The sequence below is a fragment of the Pseudomonas helvetica genome (assembly GCF_039908645.1).
Lineage (GTDB): Bacteria > Pseudomonadota > Gammaproteobacteria > Pseudomonadales > Pseudomonadaceae > Aquipseudomonas > Aquipseudomonas helvetica.
Window position 1 is genome coordinate 49,070 of record NZ_CP150917.1, and the last position, 20,948, is coordinate 70,017.

The window sequence follows — 20,948 nt, forward strand, 5'->3', positions numbered from 1 at the left end:
ATGACAACCACGATGAAGAAGGTCGACGCAGTGATCGTCGGGTTTGGCTGGACCGGCGCGATCATGGCCAAGGAACTGACGGAGGCTGGCCTCAATGTGCTGGCGCTGGAACGCGGGCCGATGCAGGACACCTACCCCGACGGCAACTATCCGCAGGTGATCGACGAACTCACCTACAGCGTGCGCAAGAAACTCTTTCAGGACATCTCCAAAGAGACCGTGACCATTCGCCATAGCGTGAATGACATTGCGCTGCCCAACCGTCAGCTCGGGGCGTTCCTGCCGGGTAATGGTGTGGGCGGAGCCGGACTGCACTGGTCGGGTGTGCACTTTCGGGTCGATCCGATCGAGTTGCGTATGCGCAGTCATTATGAGGAGCGCTACGGCAAGCACTTCATCCCCAAGGACATGACCATCCAGGACTTTGGCGTCAGCTATGAAGAGCTGGAACCGTTTTTCGATTACGCCGAGAAAGTCTTCGGTACCTCGGGTCAGGCCTGGACCGTGAAAGGTCAAGTGGTCGGCGAAGGCAAGGGCGGTAACCCCTATGCGCCGGACCGTTCGAACCACTTCCCGTTGGCGTCGCAGAAGAACACCTACTCCGCGCAGTTGTTCCAGAATGCCGCCAATGCTGTCGGTTACAAACCCTACAACCTGCCTTCCGCCAATACCTCAGGGCCCTACACCAATCCCTACGGTGCGCAGATGGGACCGTGCAACTTCTGCGGTTTTTGCAGTGGCTACGTGTGCTACATGTACTCCAAGGCTTCGCCGAACGTGAACATCCTGCCGGCGCTCAAGCCATTGCCGAACTTCGAGTTGCGACCCAATTCCCACGTATTGCGGGTCAATCTCGACAGTACCAAGCGCAAGGCGACCGGTGTGACCTACATCGATAGTCAGGGTCGGGAAATCGAGCAGCCGGCGGACCTGGTGATCCTCGGTGCGTTCCAGTTCCACAACGTGCGGTTGATGCTGTTGTCCGGGATCGGCAAACCGTACGACCCGATCAGCGGCGAAGGTGTGGTCGGCAAGAACTTCGCCTATCAGAACATGGCGACGATCAAGGCCTACTTCGACAAAGACGTGCACACCAATAATTTCATTGGCGCAGGTGGCAATGGTGTGGCGGTGGATGACTTCAACGCCGACAACTTCGATCACGGCCCGCACGGCTTTGTCGGTGGTGCACCGATGTGGGTCAACCAGGCCGGCAGCCGGCCGATTGCCGGAACTTCGAACCCGCCGGGAACACCCGCCTGGGGCAGTGCATGGAAACGTGCGACTGCCGATTATTACACCCACCAGGTGTCGATGGACGCTCACGGTGCGCATCAGTCCTACCGAGGCAACTACCTGGATCTCGACCCGGTTTACCGCGATGCCTACGGCCAGCCGCTGCTGCGGATGACTTTCGACTGGCATGAAAACGACATCAAGATGAATCGCTTCATGGTCGACAAGATGAGCAAGATCGCACAAGCGATGAACCCCAAGGCCATTGCCCTGCTCGGCAAGCAGGTGGGTGAACATTTCAACACGGCTTCTTACCAGACCACCCACCTCAATGGTGGCGCGATCATGGGCACTCATCCGAAAACCAGTGCGCTGAACCGCTATTTGCAGAGCTGGGACGTACATAACGTGTTCGTGCCGGGCGCTTCGGCGTTCCCGCAAGGATTGGGTTACAACCCGACCGGTCTGGTCGCGGCACTGACCTACTGGTCGGCGCGGGCGATTCGCGAGCAGTACCTGAAGAATCCCGGCCCGCTGGTTCAGGCTTAAGGAGCGATGACCATGAAAAATCTCGTTATCGCCACCCTTGCCCTGCTCGGCAGTTGCTCGATCAGCGCGGCAGAAGATGCATCGCAAGCGTTGATCAAACAGGGCGAATACCTCGCCCGCGCGGGTGACTGTGTGGCTTGCCATACCGCCAAGGGTGGTAAGCCGTTTGCAGGCGGACTGCCGATGGAGACGCCGATCGGCACGATCTATTCCACCAACATCACCCCGGACAAAACCGGCCTGGGCGACTACAGCTTTGACGATTTCGACAAAGCCGTGCGCCATGGTGTGGCCAAAAACGGTAGTACGCTTTACCCGGCGATGCCGTATCCGTCCTATGCCCGTGTCAGCGATGCAGACATGAAAGCCTTGTATGCCTATTTCATGAAAGGCGTGGCGCCGGTCACTCAAGAGAACAAGGGCAGCGACATTCCCTGGCCGTTGAGCATGCGCTGGCCACTGACCGGCTGGCGCTGGATGTTTGCGCCAAGCGTCGTGGCGTATCAGCCGGCCGACGGTAAAGAGGCGGCAATCAGCCGTGGAGCCTATCTGGTGGAAGGCCTCGGACATTGCGGCGCTTGCCATACGCCACGAGCCCTGACCATGCAGGAAAAAGCCTTGAGCGCCAACGAAGGCAGTGCGTTTCTGTCAGGCAGTGCGCCGTTAGAAGGCTGGATCGCGAAAAGCTTGCGTGGCGATCACAAGGATGGACTCGGTAGTTGGAGCGAAGAGCAACTGGTGCAGTTCCTCAAGACCGGTCGTAGTGACCGCAGTGCAGTGTTCGGCGGCATGAGCGATGTGGTGGAACACAGCATGCAATATATGAGCGATGACGACCTGACAGCGATCGCCCGATACCTCAAGTCTTTGCCGGCGAATGATCCGAACGATCAGCCACACCCGTACGACCCGCAAGTGGCACAAGCGCTGTGGAAAGGTGACGACAGCAAACCCGGTGCCTCGGTGTACATCGACAACTGTGCCGCCTGCCACCGTACCGACGGGCATGGCTACACCCGGGTATTCCCGGCACTGGCGGGCAATCCGGTGTTGCAATCGGACGATCCGGTCTCGTTGATCAATATCGTGCTCAAGGGCGGTACCTTGCCGGCGACCCACACGGCGCCGTCGACGTTCACCATGCCGGCATTCGCCTGGCGTTTGTCGGATCAGGAAGTGGCGGATGTGGTGAACTTCATTCGCACGAGTTGGGGAAACAAGGGGGCGCAGATTAAGCCGGCTGACGTCGCTGAGGTGCGCAAGGATGAAGTGAAATCAATGCCTGCTGACAAGTCTGGAAAACTAACAAGTTCTAATTGATGTTTATTAAGTTGTAATAATCAACGCCTGCGAAATGAGCCTCGCAGGCGTTGGTTTATGATCGGTAGAGTGCATTAGCCGCCACGCGATCAAGTTTAATCATGGATTAACAATATTTGCGTAAGCTTTGGCCAGTGCCAGCAGCTTGGCTTTGTCATCGGCATCAATGTCGCCATCACCGTCGACATCCTTGCGCACGGTTCCGAGGGTGAAGGAGTGCCCGCCGTCGCTGGAAACAGCCGTCATGAAAATCGATTTCACCAGCGTCTCGGTTTGCATTTCATTTTCCGCATCCCAGCCAAGTTCTTTACGGGCAAGTTGCAGTGAAACCAGGGTATTGGGTTCAGAAGGACTCGGCTGCATAAGTTGCAGAAAGATACCGCGTTGATTAAAGAAAGACATTGTTAAATCCTTTTAATGGTTATTCAGTCTGGTGGTGCGTGTGCCAAGGATAGTACGGGTTATCTTTATCGGATGACCAATGCTTATATGTTTCTCGTTCTTGCGTATATAGCGTGATTAGCAAGTAGTTATATAAAGTGGGTAGGCGGCTAGCCTGATCTTTTCGCTGAAGCTGCCGAACGGCACTGGCCTGACATTGGATCTTTCGGTACTGTACACGCATACAGTAATGAGGGTTTTTCCAATGTTCACGCCCTTGCCACCTCGCGGACGTGGCACCGCCAGCAACCCGCACAATCGCTTTGCACCGAACCGTTCGGTGGTCGAAGACGATGGCTGGTACCAGGAAGCACCGCTGACCCAAGGCACCGAGGTGCGCATCGAAACGGCGAAAACCATCATCACCCGCAACAACTCGCCCGACCTGCCCTTCGATCGCTCGATCAATCCCTATCGAGGTTGCGAGCACGGCTGCATCTACTGCTATGCGCGACCCAGTCATGCCTACTGGGACCTGTCACCGGGGCTGGACTTCGAGACGAAGCTGATCGCCAAAAGCAACGCGGCCGACGTACTGGAGCAGCAGCTTTCCAAGCGCGGTTATCAGTGTGCGCCGATCAATCTGGGCTCAAATACCGATCCCTATCAGCCGATCGAGCGTGAACACAAAATCACCCGGCGGATTCTTCAGGTGCTGCTGCGTTACCGGCATCCGGTGACGATCATCACTAAAGGCTCGTTGATTCTTCGTGATCTGGATTTGCTCGGTGAGCTTGCCGAACAGCGGCTGGTGGCGGTGATGATCAGCCTGACCAGCCTCGACGACGAGCTCAAGCGCATCCTTGAGCCGCGAACGGCCGCCCCGAAGGCGCGGTTGCGGGCGATTCGGGTCATGCGTGAGGTCGGGATTCCGGTGGGTGTCTTGTGTTCGCCGATGATCCCGATGATCAACGACAGTGAACTGGAAAGCCTGCTGACCGAAGCTCACGCGGCCGGTGCGCAGAGTGCGGCGTACATGATGTTGCGTCTGCCGCTGGAAGTGGCACCGTTGTTCGAGGAGTGGCTGGCAGCCCACTATCCGCAGCGTGCAGCCCATGTATTGAGTTTGATCCGTCAAAGCCGCGGCGGCGAACTGTATGACAGTCGTTTTGGCGCTCGTATGCGCGGTGAAGGACCGTTCGCCGATCTGTTGGCGCAACGCTTCGCCAAAACAATAAAACGTCTTGGGCTCAATCAACGTGAAGGCTTCAACCTGGACTGCACAGCCTTTTGTCCGCCCGGGGCTCAAATGTCGTTGCTTTAGCAACAATTGGCCTATGGTGAGTAGTGAAAAGCGTTGTGTGTTTGTCCGTCAGTCACGTTTTTTTTAACCTGGAACGCACGTTCTAGAGCAGTTGATTCAGTTTGAGTTAAGTTTCGGTGGGTACCTTGCTCATCAAGTGACTGGATGGTCACTGATCGGCGATCTGGATGTTTCCTTACCAGTCGCTGGCTTTATCCCAGGTAAATCGGGAAAATTTCCCTACTCCGTCAAAGAGGATGAATCATGAGTGACAAGGATAAACAGCCGTTGGCTGCGTCGGCTTCCGCCCTCCCTGTGGCTGAAAGCGCCGATGCAGCGCTGCAGCATATCGTTGACGGCTTTTTACACTTCCACCACGAGGTCTTCCCGCAACAGGAAGAACTCTTCAAGAAACTCGCCACGGCTCAACGGCCCCGAGCGATGTTCATTGCGTGCGCGGACTCGCGCATCGTTCCCGAATTGATTACCCAAAGCGCTCCTGGCGATCTGTTTGTCACCCGCAACGTTGGCAACGTAGTGCCGCCCTATGGCCAGATGAACGGCGGGGTTTCCACGGCCATCGAATATGCAGTGCTGGCTCTTGGCGTGCAGCACATCATCATTTGTGGGCATTCCGATTGCGGTGCCATGCGTGCTGTACTCAATCCGCAAAGCCTGGAAAAAATGCCCACGGTCAAAGCCTGGCTACGCCACGCCGAAGTGGCAAAAACCATGGTCCAGGAAAACTGCCATTGCGCTGACGAAAACGAAAGCATGCAGGTGCTTACCGAAGAAAACGTCATCGCCCAGTTGCAGCATTTGCGCACTCACCCTTCAGTGGCCTCGCGCATGGCCAACGGTCAGCTGTTTATCCATGGCTGGGTCTACAGCATCGAAACCAGCGAAATAAAAGCCTACGACGCGGATAAGGGCTGCTTCCTGCCTCTGGATGGCAGTCATCCGATTCCCGTGGCGACGCCCAAAGCGCGCTTCTAAATCCTCCTAAACACCTTGTCTGGTCTGGCCAAGGCTGCTGAAAAAGCGGTCGGGCTTCGCCACGCCTGAAGAATCTCAGGAGAACGCTCATGCGTGCTGCGCAATTGAAAGCTGTTTTGCCACGGGAGCTGCTGGCTTCGGTGGTGGTGTTTCTGGTCGCCCTGCCCTTGTGCATGGGCATTGCAATCGCTTCCGGCATGCCGCCGGCCAAGGGCCTGATCACCGGGATTATCGGTGGTCTGGTGGTCGGTTGGCTGGCCGGTTCGCCGCTGCAAGTCAGTGGTCCGGCTGCGGGGCTGGCGGTACTGGTCTTTGAACTGGTGCGCCAGCATGGTGTGGCGATGCTTGGGCCGATTTTGCTACTGGCCGGGTTTCTGCAACTGGTGGCAGGGCGTTTGCGGCTGGGCTGCTGGTTCCGCGTGACGGCGCCAGCGGTGGTTTACGGCATGCTGGCAGGCATCGGTGTGTTGATCGTGCTGTCGCAGATACATGTGATGCTCGACGGAGTCCCTAAACCCTCAGGCCTGGACAACCTCAGCGGGTTTCCGGCGGCTGTTGCCCAAGCCTTGCCGACCCTGGGTGGCGGGCTGGGTTGGCAGGCCGGTCTGCTTGGGCTGTCGACGATTCTGGTCATGGGACTGTGGGAGAAATTTCGCCCGCAAGCGCTGCGCTTTATTCCTGGTGCGTTGCTTGGCGTTGGATTGGCGACCCTTGCCAGTCTGGCGCTGGCATTGAACGTCAAGCGGGTCGAAGTCCCGGCTAACCTCGCCGAGGCAATTGACTGGCTGAAACCGGCCGACCTGTTGAATTTCGCCGACCCCAACCTGCTGATCGCCGCCTTTGCCGTGGCCTTTATCGCCAGCGCCGAAACCCTGCTTTCGGCCGCTGCGGTCGATCGCATGCACAGCGGCGAGCGTTCGGATTTCGACCGCGAACTGTCCGCCCAAGGCATCGGCAACATGCTCTGCGGTCTGGTCGGCGCTCTGCCAATGACGGGCGTGATCGTGCGCAGTTCAGCCAACGTACAGGCCGGCGCCAAAACGCGGTTGTCGGCGATTTTTCACGGTGTCTGGCTGCTGGCATTTGTGTTGCTGTTGTCCAGTGTGCTGCAAAGCATCCCGGTTGCCAGTCTGGCAGGCGTGCTGGTGTACACCGGGGTGAAACTGGTGGATTTGAAGGCGTTTCGCGGACTGGGACGGTATGGCCGGATGCCGATGATTACCTACGCGGTGACCGCGCTGGCGATTATCTTCAGCGACTTGCTGACCGGAGTGCTGGTCGGTTTTGGCTTGACCCTGGCGAAGCTGGCCTGGAAGGCTTCTCGACTGAAAATCAGCCTGATCAACCTTCCGGCAGAGGGCGAAATGGAGTTGCGATTGATGGGGGCTGCGACCTTTCTCAAGGTGCCGGCGTTGACCCGGGTGCTAGGGGCTATTCCGGCGGGCGCGACGGTGCATGTGCCGCTGAATAACCTGAGTTATATCGACCACTCATGTCTGGAGTTGCTTGAGGAATGGGGGCGGGCCAATGCCAGCAAAGGCTCGAAACTGCTGATCGAGGCGCGCGGATTGAAGCGCCGGCTGGAGGGGCGATTGCGGACGACCGTAGGAGTGGGTTCCGCGGGATAGATAACAGTGTGGGAGCGGGCAAGCCCGCTTGTATGTTTAGACTTGAAGGGGTGGGTGGGACTAAAAGCCCGATTCTGACTCTAGCCAGTACAGACCGTGGGAGACTTCGTCCCACCCCTTCTACCCAAAAGCGCCAATAAGGAATTCATCGGCAAGGCCGACGATAGAGACAAGCCAGCGCAACGGTAGACCCCAACAAGCTCTTAAACCCTAGCTCCGAGGATTCGTCATGACAATCCTTACTTCGCAAACGGTCGTGGGTGTTGATGTGGCCAAGGCCGAGGTGCTCGTCTATCGCGCCGATCTGCAAACCACACAAGCCATCCCCAATAATCGGGCAGCACTCAAACGCTGGCTCAAGACGCTGCCCGCCAAAAGTGGCATTGCCGTCGAGGCCACCAACATTTACCACTTGGACACGGTTGAGTTGGCCCATGAGTTGGGTCATCAGGTCTACGTCGTGGACGGTTATCGCTTGAGTCATTACCGCCGCGGTGTCGGCCAACGAGCTAAAAATGATCCGTGCGATGCCCGTCTTCTGGCTCGGTATCTGGCGCATGAACAGGCTGGGTTACGCGCTTGGAGCCCGCCGCCCAAGGCTTACAAGGCCCTGCAAAGCCTGCTTCATCGACGGGCAGCACTGATCAAGGCGCGTGTCAGTCTGGCTCAGAGCTGGGCCAATGAGCCGCGCCTGGAAGAAGAGCTGAAATGTCTGATGGGGACGTTTAAGCACTCGGATTTGGCCATTCAAAAAAAGCTGCGTGACCTGAGCAAAGAGGCCGGAGCCGCCGAAAATATTGAGCGTTGCAAGGCCATTGAAGGCGTCGGTGTACTGACGGCAACCGGATTTGCGACGGCTTTTTTGCGTGGCGAGTTTAAGGACAGCAATGCCTTCATCGCTTTTTTGGGCATGGACTTGAGGGTTGATGACTCGGGAAAAAAGACGGGGAGTCGCAGTCTGACCAAGAAAGGGGATCCGGAAATACGGCGTTTGGCCCACAACTCGGCCATGGCCGCCTGTCGTTCAGCGACCTGGAAACCCTTTTATGAAGGGTACCTGGCCAGAGGTTTCAAGAAGACTCAGGCCCTGGTAATCCTTGCCCGAAAACTCGCCCGGGTGGCGTTCGCCCTGATGAAAAACCAGAGCGAATACCAACCGAATCGACCGTTGCAGGGTTGTCCTGCAACATAGAATCTCCCACAGGTGTTCGGTTTTTACAGTTGGATCAAGCCGCAGGCTGATCCAGTTCCAGGCCTACGCCCAGCTGGCGCGACAGGCATGGCCAGCGCTTCCAGGCGGCGCCGGTGTCCGGGCTGTTGAGTTTTTCCCGGTAGGCTTCGACGGACTCCAGCGCGAAGCTTTCTTCGTTCAGCATCTCATCAACGGCGTGATGCACAGCCTCATCCAGTTGATTGGCGAAGTCCTCGCCGATCAGTTGGTGGGCAATCAGGTTGGCGACAGTCATGTCCAATGGGATCAGTGGCTGGCCGAAATGTTTGATGTAGAGGTCGTTAACCTCTTCTACCAGGCGATGTGCCAGGTAGGCTTCGTCCAGCAGGCCATCCAGGCCTTCGTGACCGGCCATGATTGCCGGTGGCTGGAGGAAGAACTGCTCGGCGATTGTCAGCACCGGTTTGATCTGCGATTCGATCCCCGCTTCGCGCGCTACGTCATTGGCAGCGTCGAGCAAGTCCGGCACTTGTTCTATATAAGCAGTGACAAAACGGGTCATCACGCCCTTGGCGTCGATGTCTGGCAATTGGATGGATGAATGCAGGTGCGGCAATTGGACTTCCAGCTGACGGGTCAGCTGACCGGTTTCGGCTTCATGTTGTTGTGCACGTTGAATCTGCTCGCGCAATGCGGCGGTGTTCATGAAAACTCCAGGAAACGAAGGCAAGGAAATAGGGGAAGACATAAGTTAGCCTGCTTATAAACGTGGCTAAGACGTATTTGTCATAATTATTTCACCTTTCATGCCGCTGCGTTATATCGATTTGCCATCACCGATCCCACATCCTTCTCCATCCGTGGCCTGTGGCGCAAGTGTCAGGTGTTTCAGCTCATTTACGCCATCGCATTGCGGGGTCGCACTCGCTGTCTATACTCGGATCTGAATGGAGTTAGCTGATGACGCCCGACTGCGTAGGCAGCAAGGCCCGGCGATTCAAGTTCGTAGTCTGAAAAAGCCGCTCCCTTGCCGTCGGTGTTAGCCGGCGGGATAACAAGAACGATAAGGGGAACCCGCAATGATGCGACATCCACATGTCTGGATGGGCCTCCTGTTGTGGTCGATTTTCGGTCAGGCGCAAGCGGCCTGGACTGTGAATATGGCGCCTGGAGCGACTGAAGTCAGTCACGCAGTATTCGACCTGCACATGACCATTTTCTGGATCTGTGTGGTGATCGGCATCATCGTTTTCGGCGCCATGTTCTGGTCGATGATGCTGCATCGACGCTCCACCGGGCAGGTGGCTGCCAAGTTCCATGAAAGTACGACGGTCGAGATCCTCTGGACCGTGGTGCCTTTCATCATTCTGGTCGCCATGGCCGTTCCGGCGACCGCGACCCTGATCAAGATGTATGACACCAGTGAGCCGGATATCGATATCCAGATCACCGGTTATCAGTGGAAGTGGCACTACAAGTACCTGGGTCAGGACGTCGAGTTCTTCAGCAACCTGGCCACCCCGCAAGAGCAAATCCACAACAAAACTGCCAAAGGCGAAAATTACCTGTTGGAAGTCGATCAGCCGCTGGTGCTGCCGATCGGTGCCAAGGTGCGCTTTCTGGTGACCTCTGCCGACGTCATCCACTCGTGGTGGGTGCCGGCGTTTGCGGTCAAGCGCGATGCAATTCCAGGGTTCGTCAACGAAGCCTGGACCCGCGTCGACAAGCCCGGCATCTACCGTGGCCAGTGCGCCGAACTGTGCGGCAAGGACCATGGCTTCATGCCGATTGTGGTCGACGTCAAAACCCAGGCCGACTACGACACCTGGCTGACTGAGCGCAAAGCCGACGCCGCCAAGCTCAAGGAGCTGACCAGCAAAGAGTGGACCCTCGACGAGCTGAAGGAACGCGGCGACAAGATTTATCACACCACCTGTGCTGCCTGTCACCAGCCTGAAGGCCAGGGTATGCCACCGCTGTTCCCGGCACTCAAAGGTTCGCCTATCGCGACCGGGCCAATAGAAGACCATCTGCATCGTGTGTTCTTCGGCAAACCCGGCACCGCCATGGCGGCGTTCGGCAAGCAGCTGTCGGAAGTCGATATCGCCGCCGTCGTGACCTACGAACGAAATGCCTGGGGCAACAACAAAGGCGACATGGTCACCCCTAAAGACGTACTGGCCCTCAAACAGGCGGCAAGCAAATGACCCGGTCTATTGCGTGTTCCCTTGAACGCTTGGGGCTAATCACCCCGAGCCGTCCAGCCCACCCGTTTGCAGGAGACAGGCCATGAATGCTGTGAACGATGACCACGGTCATGCAATCGTCGACAACCACGTCCACGGTCCGGCCAAGGGCCTGATGCGCTGGGTGCTGACCACCAACCACAAAGACATTGGCACGCTGTACCTGTGGTTCAGCTTCATGATGTTCCTGCTCGGCGGTTCGTTCGCCATGGTGATTCGCGCCGAGTTGTTCCAGCCCGGCCTGCAGATCGTCGAACCGGCATTCTTCAATCAGATGACCACCATGCACGGTCTGGTGATGGTCTTCGGTGCGGTGATGCCGGCGTTTGTCGGCCTCGCCAACTGGATGATTCCGTTGATGATCGGCGCGCCGGACATGGCCCTGCCGCGGATGAACAACTTCAGCTTCTGGCTGTTGCCGGCAGCGTTCCTGCTGTTGGTGTCGACGCTGTTTATGCCGGGTGGCGGACCGAACTTCGGCTGGACCTTCTACGCCCCGCTATCGACGACCTACGCGCCGGAAAGCGTGACCTTCTTCATCTTTGCCATCCACTTGATGGGTATCAGTTCGATCATGGGCGCGATCAACGTGATCGCCACCATCCTCAACCTGCGTGCCCCGGGCATGACCCTGATGAAAATGCCGCTGTTCGTCTGGACCTGGCTGATCACCGCGTTCCTGTTGATCGCGGTGATGCCGGTGCTGGCGGGTTGCGTGACCATGATGTTGATGGATATCCACTTCGGCACCAGCTTCTTTAGCGCTGCCGGTGGCGGTGATCCGGTGCTGTTCCAGCACGTGTTCTGGTTCTTCGGCCACCCCGAGGTGTACATCATGATCCTGCCGGCGTTCGGTGCCGTCAGCTCGATCATTCCGACCTTCTCTCGCAAGCCACTGTTTGGCTACACCTCGATGGTCTACGCCACGGCGAGTATCGCCTTCCTGTCGTTCATCGTCTGGGCGCACCACATGTTCGTGGTCGGCATCCCGCTGGTGGGCGAGCTGTTCTTCATGTACGCGACGCTGCTGATCGCGGTGCCCACCGGGGTCAAGGTGTTCAACTGGGTCAGCACCATGTGGCAAGGCTCGCTGACTTTCGAGACACCGATGCTGTTTGCCGTAGCGTTCGTGATCCTGTTCTCGATTGGCGGGTTCTCCGGGTTGATGCTGGCCATCGCTCCGGCGGACTTCCAGTACCAGGACACCTACTTCGTGGTCGCGCATTTCCACTACGTGCTGGTGCCGGGGGCGATCTTCGGGATCTTCGCTTCGGCCTACTACTGGATGCCGAAATGGACCGGCCACATGTACGACGAAACCCTCGGCAAGCTGCACTTCTGGCTGTCGTTCATCGGCATGAACATGGCCTTCTTCCCGATGCACTTCGTGGGCCTGGCGGGTATGCCGCGGCGGATTCCGGACTACAACCTGCAATTCGCCGACTTCAACATGGTGTCGTCGATTGGCGCATTCACCTTCGGGGCAACGCAGATCTTTTTCCTGTTCATCGTGATCAAGACCATCCGTGGCGGCCCGGCAGCCCCGGCGAAACCCTGGGAAGGTGCGGAAGGCCTGGAGTGGAGCGTGCCGTCGCCGGCGCCGTATCACACCTTTGTCACGCCACCGGAAGTGAAATGAACGCCATGACCTTTGTGGGAGGGCTTGCGCCATGGCTGACTCTATTTCCTTGAAGAAGCTGGTCACCCGGCTGCTGTTGGTGGTGGCCAGCATGTTTGTCTTCGGGTTTGTCCTGGTGCCGATTTACGACGTGATGTGCAAGGCGTTCGGTATCAACGGCAAAACCGCCGGGCAGTACGAAGGCGAGCAGGTGGTCGACACGTCGCGGCAAATTCGCGTGCAGTTTCTGTCGACCAACGCCGTGGACATGGTCTGGGAGTTTTATCCCAAGGCCGACGACATGGTGATCAATCCGGGGGCAGTAAACGAGATGATCTTCGTTGCCCGCAACCCGACCGATCACCCGATGAGCGCGCAGGCGATACCCAGCATTTCTCCGGGCGACTCAGCGGTGTATTTCCACAAGACCGAGTGCTTCTGCTTCACCCAGCAGGTGCTGCAACCCGGCGAACGAATCGAAATGCCCGTACGTTTCATCGTTGACCGTGAGATTTCCAAGGATGTGAAGCACCTGACGCTGGCTTACACGCTGTTCGATATCACCGCACGTCATCCACCGGTCGTGGCAAACACCAATGCCGGTCCTTGAGGCGTTCAAGCGTGCCCGATAAGGAGAACAATAAATGGCAAGTCATGAGCATTATTACGTTCCCGCCCAGAGCAAATGGCCGATCATTGCCACGATCGGCATGTTCGTCACCGTGTTTGGCCTGGCGACCTGGTTCAACGACCTCAAGGCCGCGCGCCCGGAATCCCACGGCCCGCTGATCTTCTTCGTTGGCGGCCTGTTGCTGGCCTACATGCTGTTCGGATGGTTCGGCACGGTGATCAAGGAAAGCCGCGCGGGGTTGTACAGCTCGCAGCTCGATCGCTCGTTCCGCTGGGGTATGAGCTGGTTCATTTTCTCCGAGGTGATGTTCTTTATCGCCTTCTTCGGTGCGCTGTTCTACGTGCGTAACCTGTCCGGGCCGTGGCTCGGCGGTGAGGGCGGCAAGGGCATCGCGCACATGCTCTGGCCGAACTTCCAGTTCGCCTGGCCGCTGCTGCACACCCCTGACCCGACACTCTTCCCGCCGCCCAAGGAAGTTATCAGTCCCTGGGGCTTGCCACTGCTGAACACGGTGTTACTGGTGAGCTCCAGCGTCACGGTGACCATCGCCCACCATGCCTTGAAAAAGGGCCATCGCGGCGCACTGAAGCTCTGGCTGGCGCTGACAGTACTGCTGGGCTGTGCGTTCCTCAGCTTCCAGGCCAAGGAATACATCCACGCCTATCACGAGCTGGGACTGACCCTGGGCTCAGGCGTGTATGGCGCGACCTTCTTCATGCTGACCGGTTTCCACGGCGCTCACGTGACCATCGGCACGATCATCCTGTTCGTGATGCTGATGCGGATCATGCGTGGGCATTTCGATGGCGATCACCAGTTCGGCTTCGAGGCGGCCAGTTGGTATTGGCACTTCGTCGATGTGGTGTGGATTGGCCTGTTTGTCTTCGTTTACGTGCTTTGAGGTGGCGCTTACCAGGGCGCGCTGGACACCAGCTGGCCGCTGAAGAATCCCCAGGCAATCAAGCCGACGGTGATGGCAGCCAGGCCGACACGAACACTCAGGGCGGTGACCAGGCGTTTTGAGCTGCTGTCGTCCTTGACCAGAAAAAACAGGCCGCTGAACAGGCTGACAACCGTGGCAATCAGCATCAGGACGATGGCTGCTTTGAGCATGGTGAGACTCCGGGGGAATGCGATGTACTTGAGTATAGCTACCCTGTTTATCAACTTTTTGGCGACGCCATGAAGCGCTTTCGGCCAGGTATCGCACCGACCCTGGTGGTGCTCGCACTGCTGCCGTTGCTGGTCTTTCTGGGGTTTTGGCAATTAAGCCGGGGCGAGCAGAAACGCGTGTTGCTGGCGAGCTACGCCGAACGCCGCGTGGCTGAACCGATGACCAGCGAACTACTGTCGAGCACTCAAGACCCGGCATTCCGACGCGTTCGCCTGCATGGCCAGTTCGATGCGGCCCACAGTTACCTGCTCGACAACCGCACCCGCAATGGCCGGCCGGGGGTCGAGCTGCTGCAACCCTTTCACGACCAGGCGAGCGGTCTCTGGTTATTGCTCAATCGCGGCTGGCTGCCGTGGCCGAACCGGCGCACACCGCCGGTGTTCACCACCCCCGAGCAATCGTTGAGTCTCGACGCCTGGGTGTATGTCGCTCCGGGTGCGACCTTTCAACTGCACGCCGATCCGGCGAATGCCAACTGGCCACGGCTGGTGACGGCGATCGATCCGGCCAAGCTCTGGAGCGAGCTGGGTCGAACCGGGTTTGCTTACGAATTACGTGAAGAAGCCGGGCCGGCGTCCTACGAGGCCGATTGGCCGGTCGTGGCCATGGGGCCGGAAAAACACCTCGGTTATGCCGTGCAGTGGTTCGCCATGGCGCTCGCGCTGTTCGGTCTTTATCTCTACTTCGGATGGCACAACGCAAAGGAGAAACAGCATGGGAGCGGCCATGAATCCACCCAACATGTCTGAAGCGCAGGCGCCACAGCGTCGTCGTGGGCGCTGGCAGCTGGTGCTGATCCTGCTGATGGTGATTGGTCCGATGATCCTAGCCACCGGCATGTACAAGTTGCAGTTCTGGGTGCCGGAAGGTCGCAGCTATCACGGTGAACTGATCGGCAACGGTCAGAGCCGTGCCGAGTTGGGGGTGCAGGCGGACGAAGACCGCTGGCAGATGCTGGTGACCGCACCGCAGGACTGCTCGGTCGATTGTCAGCAGTTGGTGTACCTGGCCCGGCAGATTCAGGTCGCTCTGGGTCGTGATGCCTCGCGTGCCAGCCATGCATTGGCCGTGGCCCAACCCTTGAGCGCGGACTATGAGGACAAGCTCAAGCGCGAATACCCGCAGTTGCAGCGTTATCCACTGGACCTTTCGACCTACACTAAAAATGTTCAGGGCAAAGGCTCGGCGCAGCTCTGGATCATCGATCCGCACGGCAATCTGGTGCTGCGCTTCGACCCTACCGTCAAAGGCAAGGACCTGCTCAACGACCTGCGCCACCTGCTGAAACTGTCGAACATCGGATAAGGGCATCGTCATGGCCAAACCTGGATTTCGCCTCGCGCTGTTTGCCACCTTGCTGGCACTGATTGTCGTCTTGCTGGGCGCCTATACCCGGCTGACCCATGCCGGCCTTGGTTGCCCGGACTGGCCGGGTTGCTACGGGTTTATCAGCGTGCCGAAGAGCGAAGCCCAACTGGCCCATGCCGAGTTGCATTTTCCAGACACGCCGGTGGTTGCCCACAAGGGCTGGAACGAGATGATTCACCGCTATTTCGCTGGCACCCTTGGCTTGCTGATTGTGTTGCTGGCGGCGCGTTCCTGGACTCATCGCCATCATCTGGACCAACCCCTGAAGCTGCCGTTGTTCTTGCTGGCGGTAGTGTTTGCCCAAGCGGCCTTTGGCATGTGGACGGTCACCCTCAAGCTCTGGCCGCAGGTGGTGACGGGGCATTTGCTGGGTGGCTTTGCAACCTTGAGCCTGCTGTTTCTGCTGACCTTGCGCTTGTCCGGTGTATTGCCGGCGCTGATCGTGCCGCGACGTTTGCAGTACTGGGCGACGGCCGGGTTGTTGCTGGTGATCGGGCAGATCGCTCTCGGCGGCTGGGTCAGTGCCAACTACGCGGCGGTGGCCTGTATCGACTTCCCCACTTGTCACGGCCAATGGTTGCCACCGGCTGATTTCGCCAACGGCTTTCACCTGACCCAACACATCGGCCCCAACTACCTCGGCGGACAGCTCGACAGCGATGCGCGCACGGCGATTCACCTGACTCACCGCATTGGCGCTTTGCTGGTCACGCTGGTGCTGCTGGGGCTGGCCTGGCAGCTCAAGGTCGTCGGCATGACCCGACTCGCCGGGTTGGTACTGGGGGCGTTGGCGGTGCAGATCACCCTGGGCATCAGCAATGTGCTGTTTCACCTGCCGTTGCCGGTGGCCGTGGCCCATAACGCGGGCGGCGCGGCGCTGTTGCTGACGATGGTGCTGGTCAACTATCACGCACGAACCAGCCTGGTTCGAGTCAGACAGCAGACGCCCGGACGCTGGCGCTTCAGCCCGCGTAAACACACGGCCGGGCCGATAACAATAAAAGGAGAAATGCCATGGCGACTCTGATCGGCGAACGTCACCGCCAAGCGATCTGGCGTGACTATCTGGAGCTGACCAAGCCGAAAGTCGTGGTGTTGATGCTGATCACGTCGCTGGTCGGTATGTTTCTCGCCACGCGTGCCGGGGTGCCGTGGACGGTGCTGGTGTTTGGCAACCTGGGGATCGGACTGTGCGCGGGCGGCGCGGCGGCGGTCAACCATGTGGTGGACCGGCGGATTGACGCGGTGATGGCGCGCACGCACAAGCGGCCACTGGCCGAAGGCCGGGTTTCACCAACCGCCGCACTGACCTTTGCGCTGTTATTGGCGGTGGCCGGGCAAGCCCTGCTGCTGGCGTTCACCAACCCGCTGACCGCCTGGCTGACCCTCGCCTCGCTGCTTGGCTATGCGGTGGTCTACACCGGTTTTCTCAAGCGGGCGACGCCGCAGAACATCGTTATCGGCGGACTGGCCGGCGCTGCGCCGCCACTGTTGGGTTGGGTCGCCGCTACCGGGCATGTCAGCGCCGAACCGCTGCTGCTGGTGCTGATTATCTTTGCCTGGACCCCGCCACACTTCTGGGCGCTGGCGATTCATCGCAAGGAGGAGTACGCCAAGGCCGATATTCCCATGCTGCCGGTGACCCACGGCGAGCATTACACCAAGATCCACATCCTGCTTTACACCTTTGCCCTGCTGGCCGTGAGCTTGATGCCCTATGTCATTCACATGAGCGGTTTGCTGTACCTGGTTTGCGCCCTGGGACTGGGCGCGAGGTTTCTGCAATGGGCCGTGGTGCTGTACCGTGGCACTCAGCCGCACGCGGCGATCAACACCTTCAAGTACTCTATTTATTACTTGTTCCTGCTGTTTATCGCCCTGCTCGTAGACCACTACTTAATGTTGAACCTATGACCCGAACCCAGAAAACCGTCTTCATTCTTGTTGCCCTGATCGCGCTGGTCCTGGGGCTTACCGTCAACAAAGTACTGTCTGGCAAAGGCCAGGGCGATCCGACTGCGCTGATCGACGCCGGGATCATCCTGTTGCCGCAAAGCCGTAACCTGCCGGACGTGCAGATGACCAATCAGGACGGCCAACCGGTCACGGTCAACGCTTTGAAAGGCAAGTGGAGCCTGCTGTTCTTTGGTTACACCTTCTGCCCGGACATCTGCCCGACCACCCTGGCACAGCTGCGGCAGATCAAGAGCGAGCTGCCAGCGGACGCGGTCGACAAGTTGCAGATCATTCTGGTCAGCGTCGACCCGAACCGCGACACCCCCAAGCAGCTCAAGCAGTACCTGGGCTACTTCGATCCGCAGTTTGTCGGCCTGACACCGGCTTCGGTCGAAGACCTGCAGAAAGTCGCCAATGCGGTGAGCATTCCGTTCATTCCGGCGGACACCAGCAAACCCAACTACACCGTCGACCACAGCGGCAACCTGGCGGTAATCGGGCCGGACGGCACCCAGCGCGGGTTCATTCGTGCACCGTTGAACAACACGAAACTGGTGGCCCAGTTGCCGGTGATGCTCAAGCGTATGTAGGCGCACAGCTTGCTGGCAATGGCGATCTTGCGGGCGCCATCGCCAGCAAGCTGTGCTCCTACAGTGGAAAGGGCCATAGCAGCCAGACGGGACACAGGCATAAAAAAACGGGGACACAGTGATTGTGTCCCCGTTTTGTTTTACATCAGCAGATCAGAACGCCGGCAATACCGCGCCTTTGTACTTCTCCAGAATGAACGCCTTCACTTCCGGGCTGTGCAGCGCAGCAACCAGTTTCTTCATCGCGTCGCTGTCCTTGTCGTCCGCGCGGGCGACCAGGATGTTCACGTAAGGCGAGTCCTTGCCTTCGATCACCAGCGCGTCCTTGGACGGATCGAGCTTGGCTTCCAGCGCGTAGTTGGTGTTGATCAGCGCCAGGTCGACCTGGGTCAGCACGCGCGGGATGGTCGCGGCTTCCAGTTCACGGAACTTCAGGTCTTTGGTGTTCTCGGTGATGTCCTTGACGGTCGACAGGATGTTTTTCGAATCCTTCAACTTGATCAGGCCAGCCTTCTCCAGCAGCAACAGTGCGCGGCCGCCGTTGGTGGCGTCGTTCGGGATCACCACGTTGGCGCCGCCTGGCAGTTCGGCAAGGGTCTTGTACTTGTTGGAGTACGCGCCCAGCGGCTCGAGGTGCACACCGGCAACGCTCACCAGGTGTGTGCCCTTGGCCTTGTTGAATTCATCGAGGTACGGCTGGTGCTGGAAGAAGTTGGCGTCCAGGCGTTTCTCGGCAACCTGTACGTTCGGCTGCACGTAGTCGGTGAACACCTTGACCTTGAGGTCGACGCCTTCTTTGGCCAGTGCCGGCTTCACGAACTCGAGGATTTCCGCGTGCGGAACCGGAGTAGCAGCGACGGTCAGGGTTTCAGCGGCCTGAGCGGAGAACGCTGCAACGGCAGCGAATGCGACGAGTAGTTTTTTCATCCAGCAAACTCCTTGTGAGGCGCCCTTTCGAGCGCCTGCCAGCCGTGGCCGGCGATTGCATTTATTTTCGGGAAAAGTGCACCACCAGCTTATCGCCGACGGTTTGCAGAACCTGGACCAGTACCAGCAGCAACACCACGGTCACCACCATCACGTCAGTCTGGAAGCGTTGGTAACCGAAGCGGATTGCCAGGTCACCCAAACCACCGGCACCGACCACACCGGCCATCGCCGTGTAGGACACCAGCGTAATCGCGGTCACCGTGATCGCTGCGAAGATGCCTGGGCGGGCTTCCGGCAGCAGCGCGTTGACGATGATCTGGCGGGTCGTCGCGCCCATGGCCTGGGTCGCTTCGATGATGCCGCGATCAACTTCACGCAGGGCAGTTTCCACCAGACGGGCGAAGAACGGCGTAGCGCCGACTACCAGCGGTGGAATCGCACCGCCGACGCCCAGCGAGGTGCCGGTGATCAACACGGTGAACGGGATCATCACGATCAGCAGAATGATGAACGGCAGCGAGCGCAGGATATTCACGATCAGCGACAGCAGCGCGTAAACGCCTTTGGCTTCGAGCAACTGGCGCGGGCTGCAGAGGAACAGCAACACACCCAGCGGCAGGCCGAGCAGTACGGTGAACAACAGCGAACCGCCAAGCATCAGCAAGGTGTCGCCGGTAGCCTGCCAGATTTCGAACCAGTCGATATTGGCGAAGAAACTCATCAGGGCTTCCATTAACGCAGCACCTCCATGTGGACGTCAGCCGCGGTGAAGCGGGCAAACGCCGCGTCCATGTCGCCGCCGGTGACCGCCAGGGTCAGTTGCCCGTAGGGGACGTCTTTGATGCGGTCGATACGACCGGCGAGGATGCTGTAGTCCACACCCGTTTCACGGGCGACGGTGCCCAGCAACGGCGCGTAGGTGGCGTCGCCCTGGAAGGTCAGACGCACGATACGGCCCGGCACGTGAGCGAAGTCGTCGCGCTGCTCGCTTTCGTCGATTTGCTCGTCTTCCTGCACGAATCGCTTGGTGGTCGGGTGCTTGGGGTGCAAGAACACGTCGGCCACCGGACCTTGCTCGACGATCACGCCGGCATCCATCACGGCGACCTGGTCGCAGACCCGGCGAATCACGTCCATTTCATGGGTGATCAACACGATGGTCAGGTTCAGCTCACGGTTGATCTCGGCCAACAGTTGCAGGACCGACGCGGTGGTTTGCGGGTCGAGGGCGCTGGTGGCTTCGTCACACAGCAGGATTTTTGGCTTGGTCGCCAGGGCGCGGGCGATGCCGACGCGCTGCTTCTGGCCACCGGACAACTGCGCCGGGTACTTCTTTGCGTGGTCGGACAGGCCGACGCGAGCCAGCAACTCGGCCACCCGTTGATCGATCTCGCTGCGCGACAGTTCACCGGCCAGGGTCAGTGGCAGTGCGACGTTGTCGGCAACTGTCTTGGAGGCCAGCAGGTTGAAGTGCTGGAAGATCATCCCGACTTGCTGACGGAAACGGCGCAGCGCATTGGCGTCCAGCGCGGTGACCTCTTCACCATCGACGATGATCTTGCCGCCGCTGGAGTCTTCCAGGCGGTTGATCAGGCGCAACAGGGTACTTTTTCCCGCACCGGAATGACCGATCAGGCCGTATACCTGACCGTTCTCAATCGACAGATTGGTAGGGTGCAGCGCGGGAATATCCTTACCGGCAACGCGGTAAGTTTTATGGACGTTTTGAAACTCGATCACGTAGCGAACCTTGTGGGGCGCGTTAGAAAAGGATCAGCGGTTAGCCGGGCGGGCATTTTAGCCTGTCCGTATAGAGGCTCTTAGCATTTATTTCGCATTCATCCAGTCATT

21 protein-coding genes are annotated in these 20,948 nt (G+C 58.8%); 15 read left to right on the plus strand and 6 right to left on the minus strand.

Annotated elements, in window-relative coordinates:
• Complete coding sequence (locus AABM55_RS00255) at nt 1–1,785, plus strand: GMC family oxidoreductase (protein WP_054594922.1); 1,785 nt, start codon at nt 1–3, stop codon at nt 1,783–1,785.
• Nucleotides 1,786–1,797: 12 nt separating this feature from the next.
• Complete coding sequence (locus AABM55_RS00260; protein WP_347928516.1) at nt 1,798–3,105, plus strand: cytochrome c; 1,308 nt, start codon at nt 1,798–1,800, stop codon at nt 3,103–3,105.
• 99 nt (nt 3,106–3,204) lie between these two features.
• Here the strand turns inward: AABM55_RS00260 and AABM55_RS00265 are convergent, their stop codons facing one another.
• A complete protein-coding gene (locus tag AABM55_RS00265; RefSeq protein WP_054594924.1) occupies nt 3,205–3,507 on the minus strand; it encodes a hypothetical protein in 303 nt (100 codons plus the stop codon).
• A gap of 244 nt (nt 3,508–3,751) precedes the next feature.
• On the opposite strand from AABM55_RS00265, the gene AABM55_RS00270 reads away from it, so the two are divergent.
• From AABM55_RS00270 to AABM55_RS00285, 4 genes are all read left to right on the plus strand, one after another.
• Nucleotides 3,752–4,810 carry a PA0069 family radical SAM protein gene (locus AABM55_RS00270; RefSeq protein WP_347928517.1) on the plus strand — a complete coding sequence of 353 codons (1,059 nt, stop codon included), beginning with the start codon at nt 3,752–3,754 and terminating at the stop codon, nt 4,808–4,810.
• A gap of 243 nt (nt 4,811–5,053) precedes the next feature.
• A complete protein-coding gene (locus AABM55_RS00275; RefSeq protein ID WP_347928518.1) occupies nt 5,054–5,785 on the plus strand; it encodes a carbonic anhydrase in 732 nt (243 codons plus the stop codon).
• Between the two features lie 89 nt (nt 5,786–5,874).
• Complete coding sequence (locus AABM55_RS00280) at nt 5,875–7,413, plus strand: SulP family inorganic anion transporter (protein ID WP_347928519.1); 1,539 nt, start codon at nt 5,875–5,877, stop codon at nt 7,411–7,413.
• Nucleotides 7,414–7,642: 229 nt separating this feature from the next.
• Nucleotides 7,643–8,605, plus strand: a complete 963-nt coding sequence (locus tag AABM55_RS00285; protein WP_347927096.1) for a transposase — start codon at nt 7,643–7,645, stop codon at nt 8,603–8,605.
• Between the two features lie 34 nt (nt 8,606–8,639).
• Here the strand turns inward: AABM55_RS00285 and AABM55_RS00290 are convergent, their stop codons facing one another.
• Nucleotides 8,640–9,290, minus strand: a complete 651-nt coding sequence (locus AABM55_RS00290) for a hypothetical protein (RefSeq protein ID WP_054594928.1) — start codon at nt 9,288–9,290, stop codon at nt 8,640–8,642.
• A 373-nt stretch (nt 9,291–9,663) separates the two neighbouring features.
• Here AABM55_RS00290 and coxB point away from each other — a divergent pair, with 373 nt between their 5' ends.
• From coxB to AABM55_RS00310, 4 genes are all read left to right on the plus strand, one after another.
• Nucleotides 9,664–10,791: a cytochrome c oxidase subunit II gene (gene coxB, locus AABM55_RS00295; protein ID WP_054594929.1), complete on the plus strand. Its 1,128-nt coding sequence runs from the start codon at nt 9,664–9,666 to the stop codon at nt 10,789–10,791.
• An 82-nt stretch (nt 10,792–10,873) separates the two neighbouring features.
• Nucleotides 10,874–12,469 (plus strand): cytochrome c oxidase subunit I, encoded by a 1,596-nt coding sequence (ctaD, locus tag AABM55_RS00300; protein WP_103314896.1) that lies wholly within the window; start codon nt 10,874–10,876, stop codon nt 12,467–12,469.
• Between the two features lie 31 nt (nt 12,470–12,500).
• Nucleotides 12,501–13,058, plus strand: coding sequence for a cytochrome c oxidase assembly protein (locus AABM55_RS00305; protein ID WP_054594931.1), 558 nt, complete (start codon nt 12,501–12,503; stop codon nt 13,056–13,058).
• 34 nt (nt 13,059–13,092) lie between these two features.
• Complete coding sequence (locus tag AABM55_RS00310) at nt 13,093–13,980, plus strand: cytochrome c oxidase subunit 3 (protein WP_054594932.1); 888 nt, start codon at nt 13,093–13,095, stop codon at nt 13,978–13,980.
• A gap of 8 nt (nt 13,981–13,988) precedes the next feature.
• On the opposite strand, the gene AABM55_RS00315 is transcribed toward AABM55_RS00310, so the two are convergent.
• Nucleotides 13,989–14,192 carry a twin transmembrane helix small protein gene (locus tag AABM55_RS00315; protein WP_019694466.1) on the minus strand — a complete coding sequence of 68 codons (204 nt, stop codon included), beginning with the start codon at nt 14,190–14,192 and terminating at the stop codon, nt 13,989–13,991.
• A gap of 69 nt (nt 14,193–14,261) precedes the next feature.
• Here AABM55_RS00315 and AABM55_RS00320 point away from each other — a divergent pair, with 69 nt between their 5' ends.
• Genes AABM55_RS00320 through AABM55_RS00340 form a run of 5 tightly spaced genes read left to right on the plus strand, consistent with a single transcriptional unit; the run spans nt 14,262 to nt 18,167 of the window.
• On the plus strand, nt 14,262–15,002 hold the full coding sequence (locus tag AABM55_RS00320) for an SURF1 family protein (RefSeq protein WP_054594933.1): 741 nt from the start codon (nt 14,262–14,264) through the stop codon (nt 15,000–15,002).
• Entirely contained in the window at nt 14,968–15,558 is a 591-nt protein-coding gene (locus AABM55_RS00325; protein WP_347928520.1) for a hypothetical protein, read from the plus strand. The genes AABM55_RS00320 and AABM55_RS00325 overlap by 35 nt, the downstream gene beginning before the upstream one ends.
• A gap of 10 nt (nt 15,559–15,568) precedes the next feature.
• A complete protein-coding gene (locus AABM55_RS00330) occupies nt 15,569–16,648 on the plus strand; it encodes a heme A synthase (protein ID WP_103314899.1) in 1,080 nt (359 codons plus the stop codon).
• A complete protein-coding gene (gene cyoE, locus AABM55_RS00335; RefSeq protein WP_054594935.1) occupies nt 16,636–17,535 on the plus strand; it encodes a heme o synthase in 900 nt (299 codons plus the stop codon). Before AABM55_RS00330 ends, cyoE begins: the two co-directional genes overlap by 13 nt.
• Nucleotides 17,532–18,167 (plus strand): SCO family protein, encoded by a 636-nt coding sequence (locus tag AABM55_RS00340; protein WP_054594936.1) that lies wholly within the window; start codon nt 17,532–17,534, stop codon nt 18,165–18,167. Before cyoE ends, AABM55_RS00340 begins: the two co-directional genes overlap by 4 nt.
• 153 nt (nt 18,168–18,320) lie before the next feature.
• Here the strand turns inward: AABM55_RS00340 and AABM55_RS00345 are convergent, their stop codons facing one another.
• The 3 genes from AABM55_RS00345 to AABM55_RS00355 all read right to left on the minus strand — a co-directional run bounded on the left by AABM55_RS00345 (nt 18,321) and on the right by AABM55_RS00355 (nt 20,837).
• Nucleotides 18,321–19,094: a MetQ/NlpA family ABC transporter substrate-binding protein gene (locus tag AABM55_RS00345; protein ID WP_347928521.1), complete on the minus strand. Its 774-nt coding sequence runs from the start codon at nt 19,092–19,094 to the stop codon at nt 18,321–18,323.
• A gap of 61 nt (nt 19,095–19,155) precedes the next feature.
• On the minus strand, nt 19,156–19,830 hold the full coding sequence (locus AABM55_RS00350) for a methionine ABC transporter permease (RefSeq protein WP_103314902.1): 675 nt from the start codon (nt 19,828–19,830) through the stop codon (nt 19,156–19,158).
• The gene (locus AABM55_RS00355) at nt 19,830–20,837 is read right to left on the minus strand and encodes a methionine ABC transporter ATP-binding protein (protein WP_103314903.1); all 1,008 of its coding nucleotides are present in this window, start codon (nt 20,835–20,837) and stop codon (nt 19,830–19,832) included. Before AABM55_RS00355 ends, AABM55_RS00350 begins: the two co-directional genes overlap by 1 nt.
• Nucleotides 20,838–20,948: the final 111 nt, after the last annotated feature.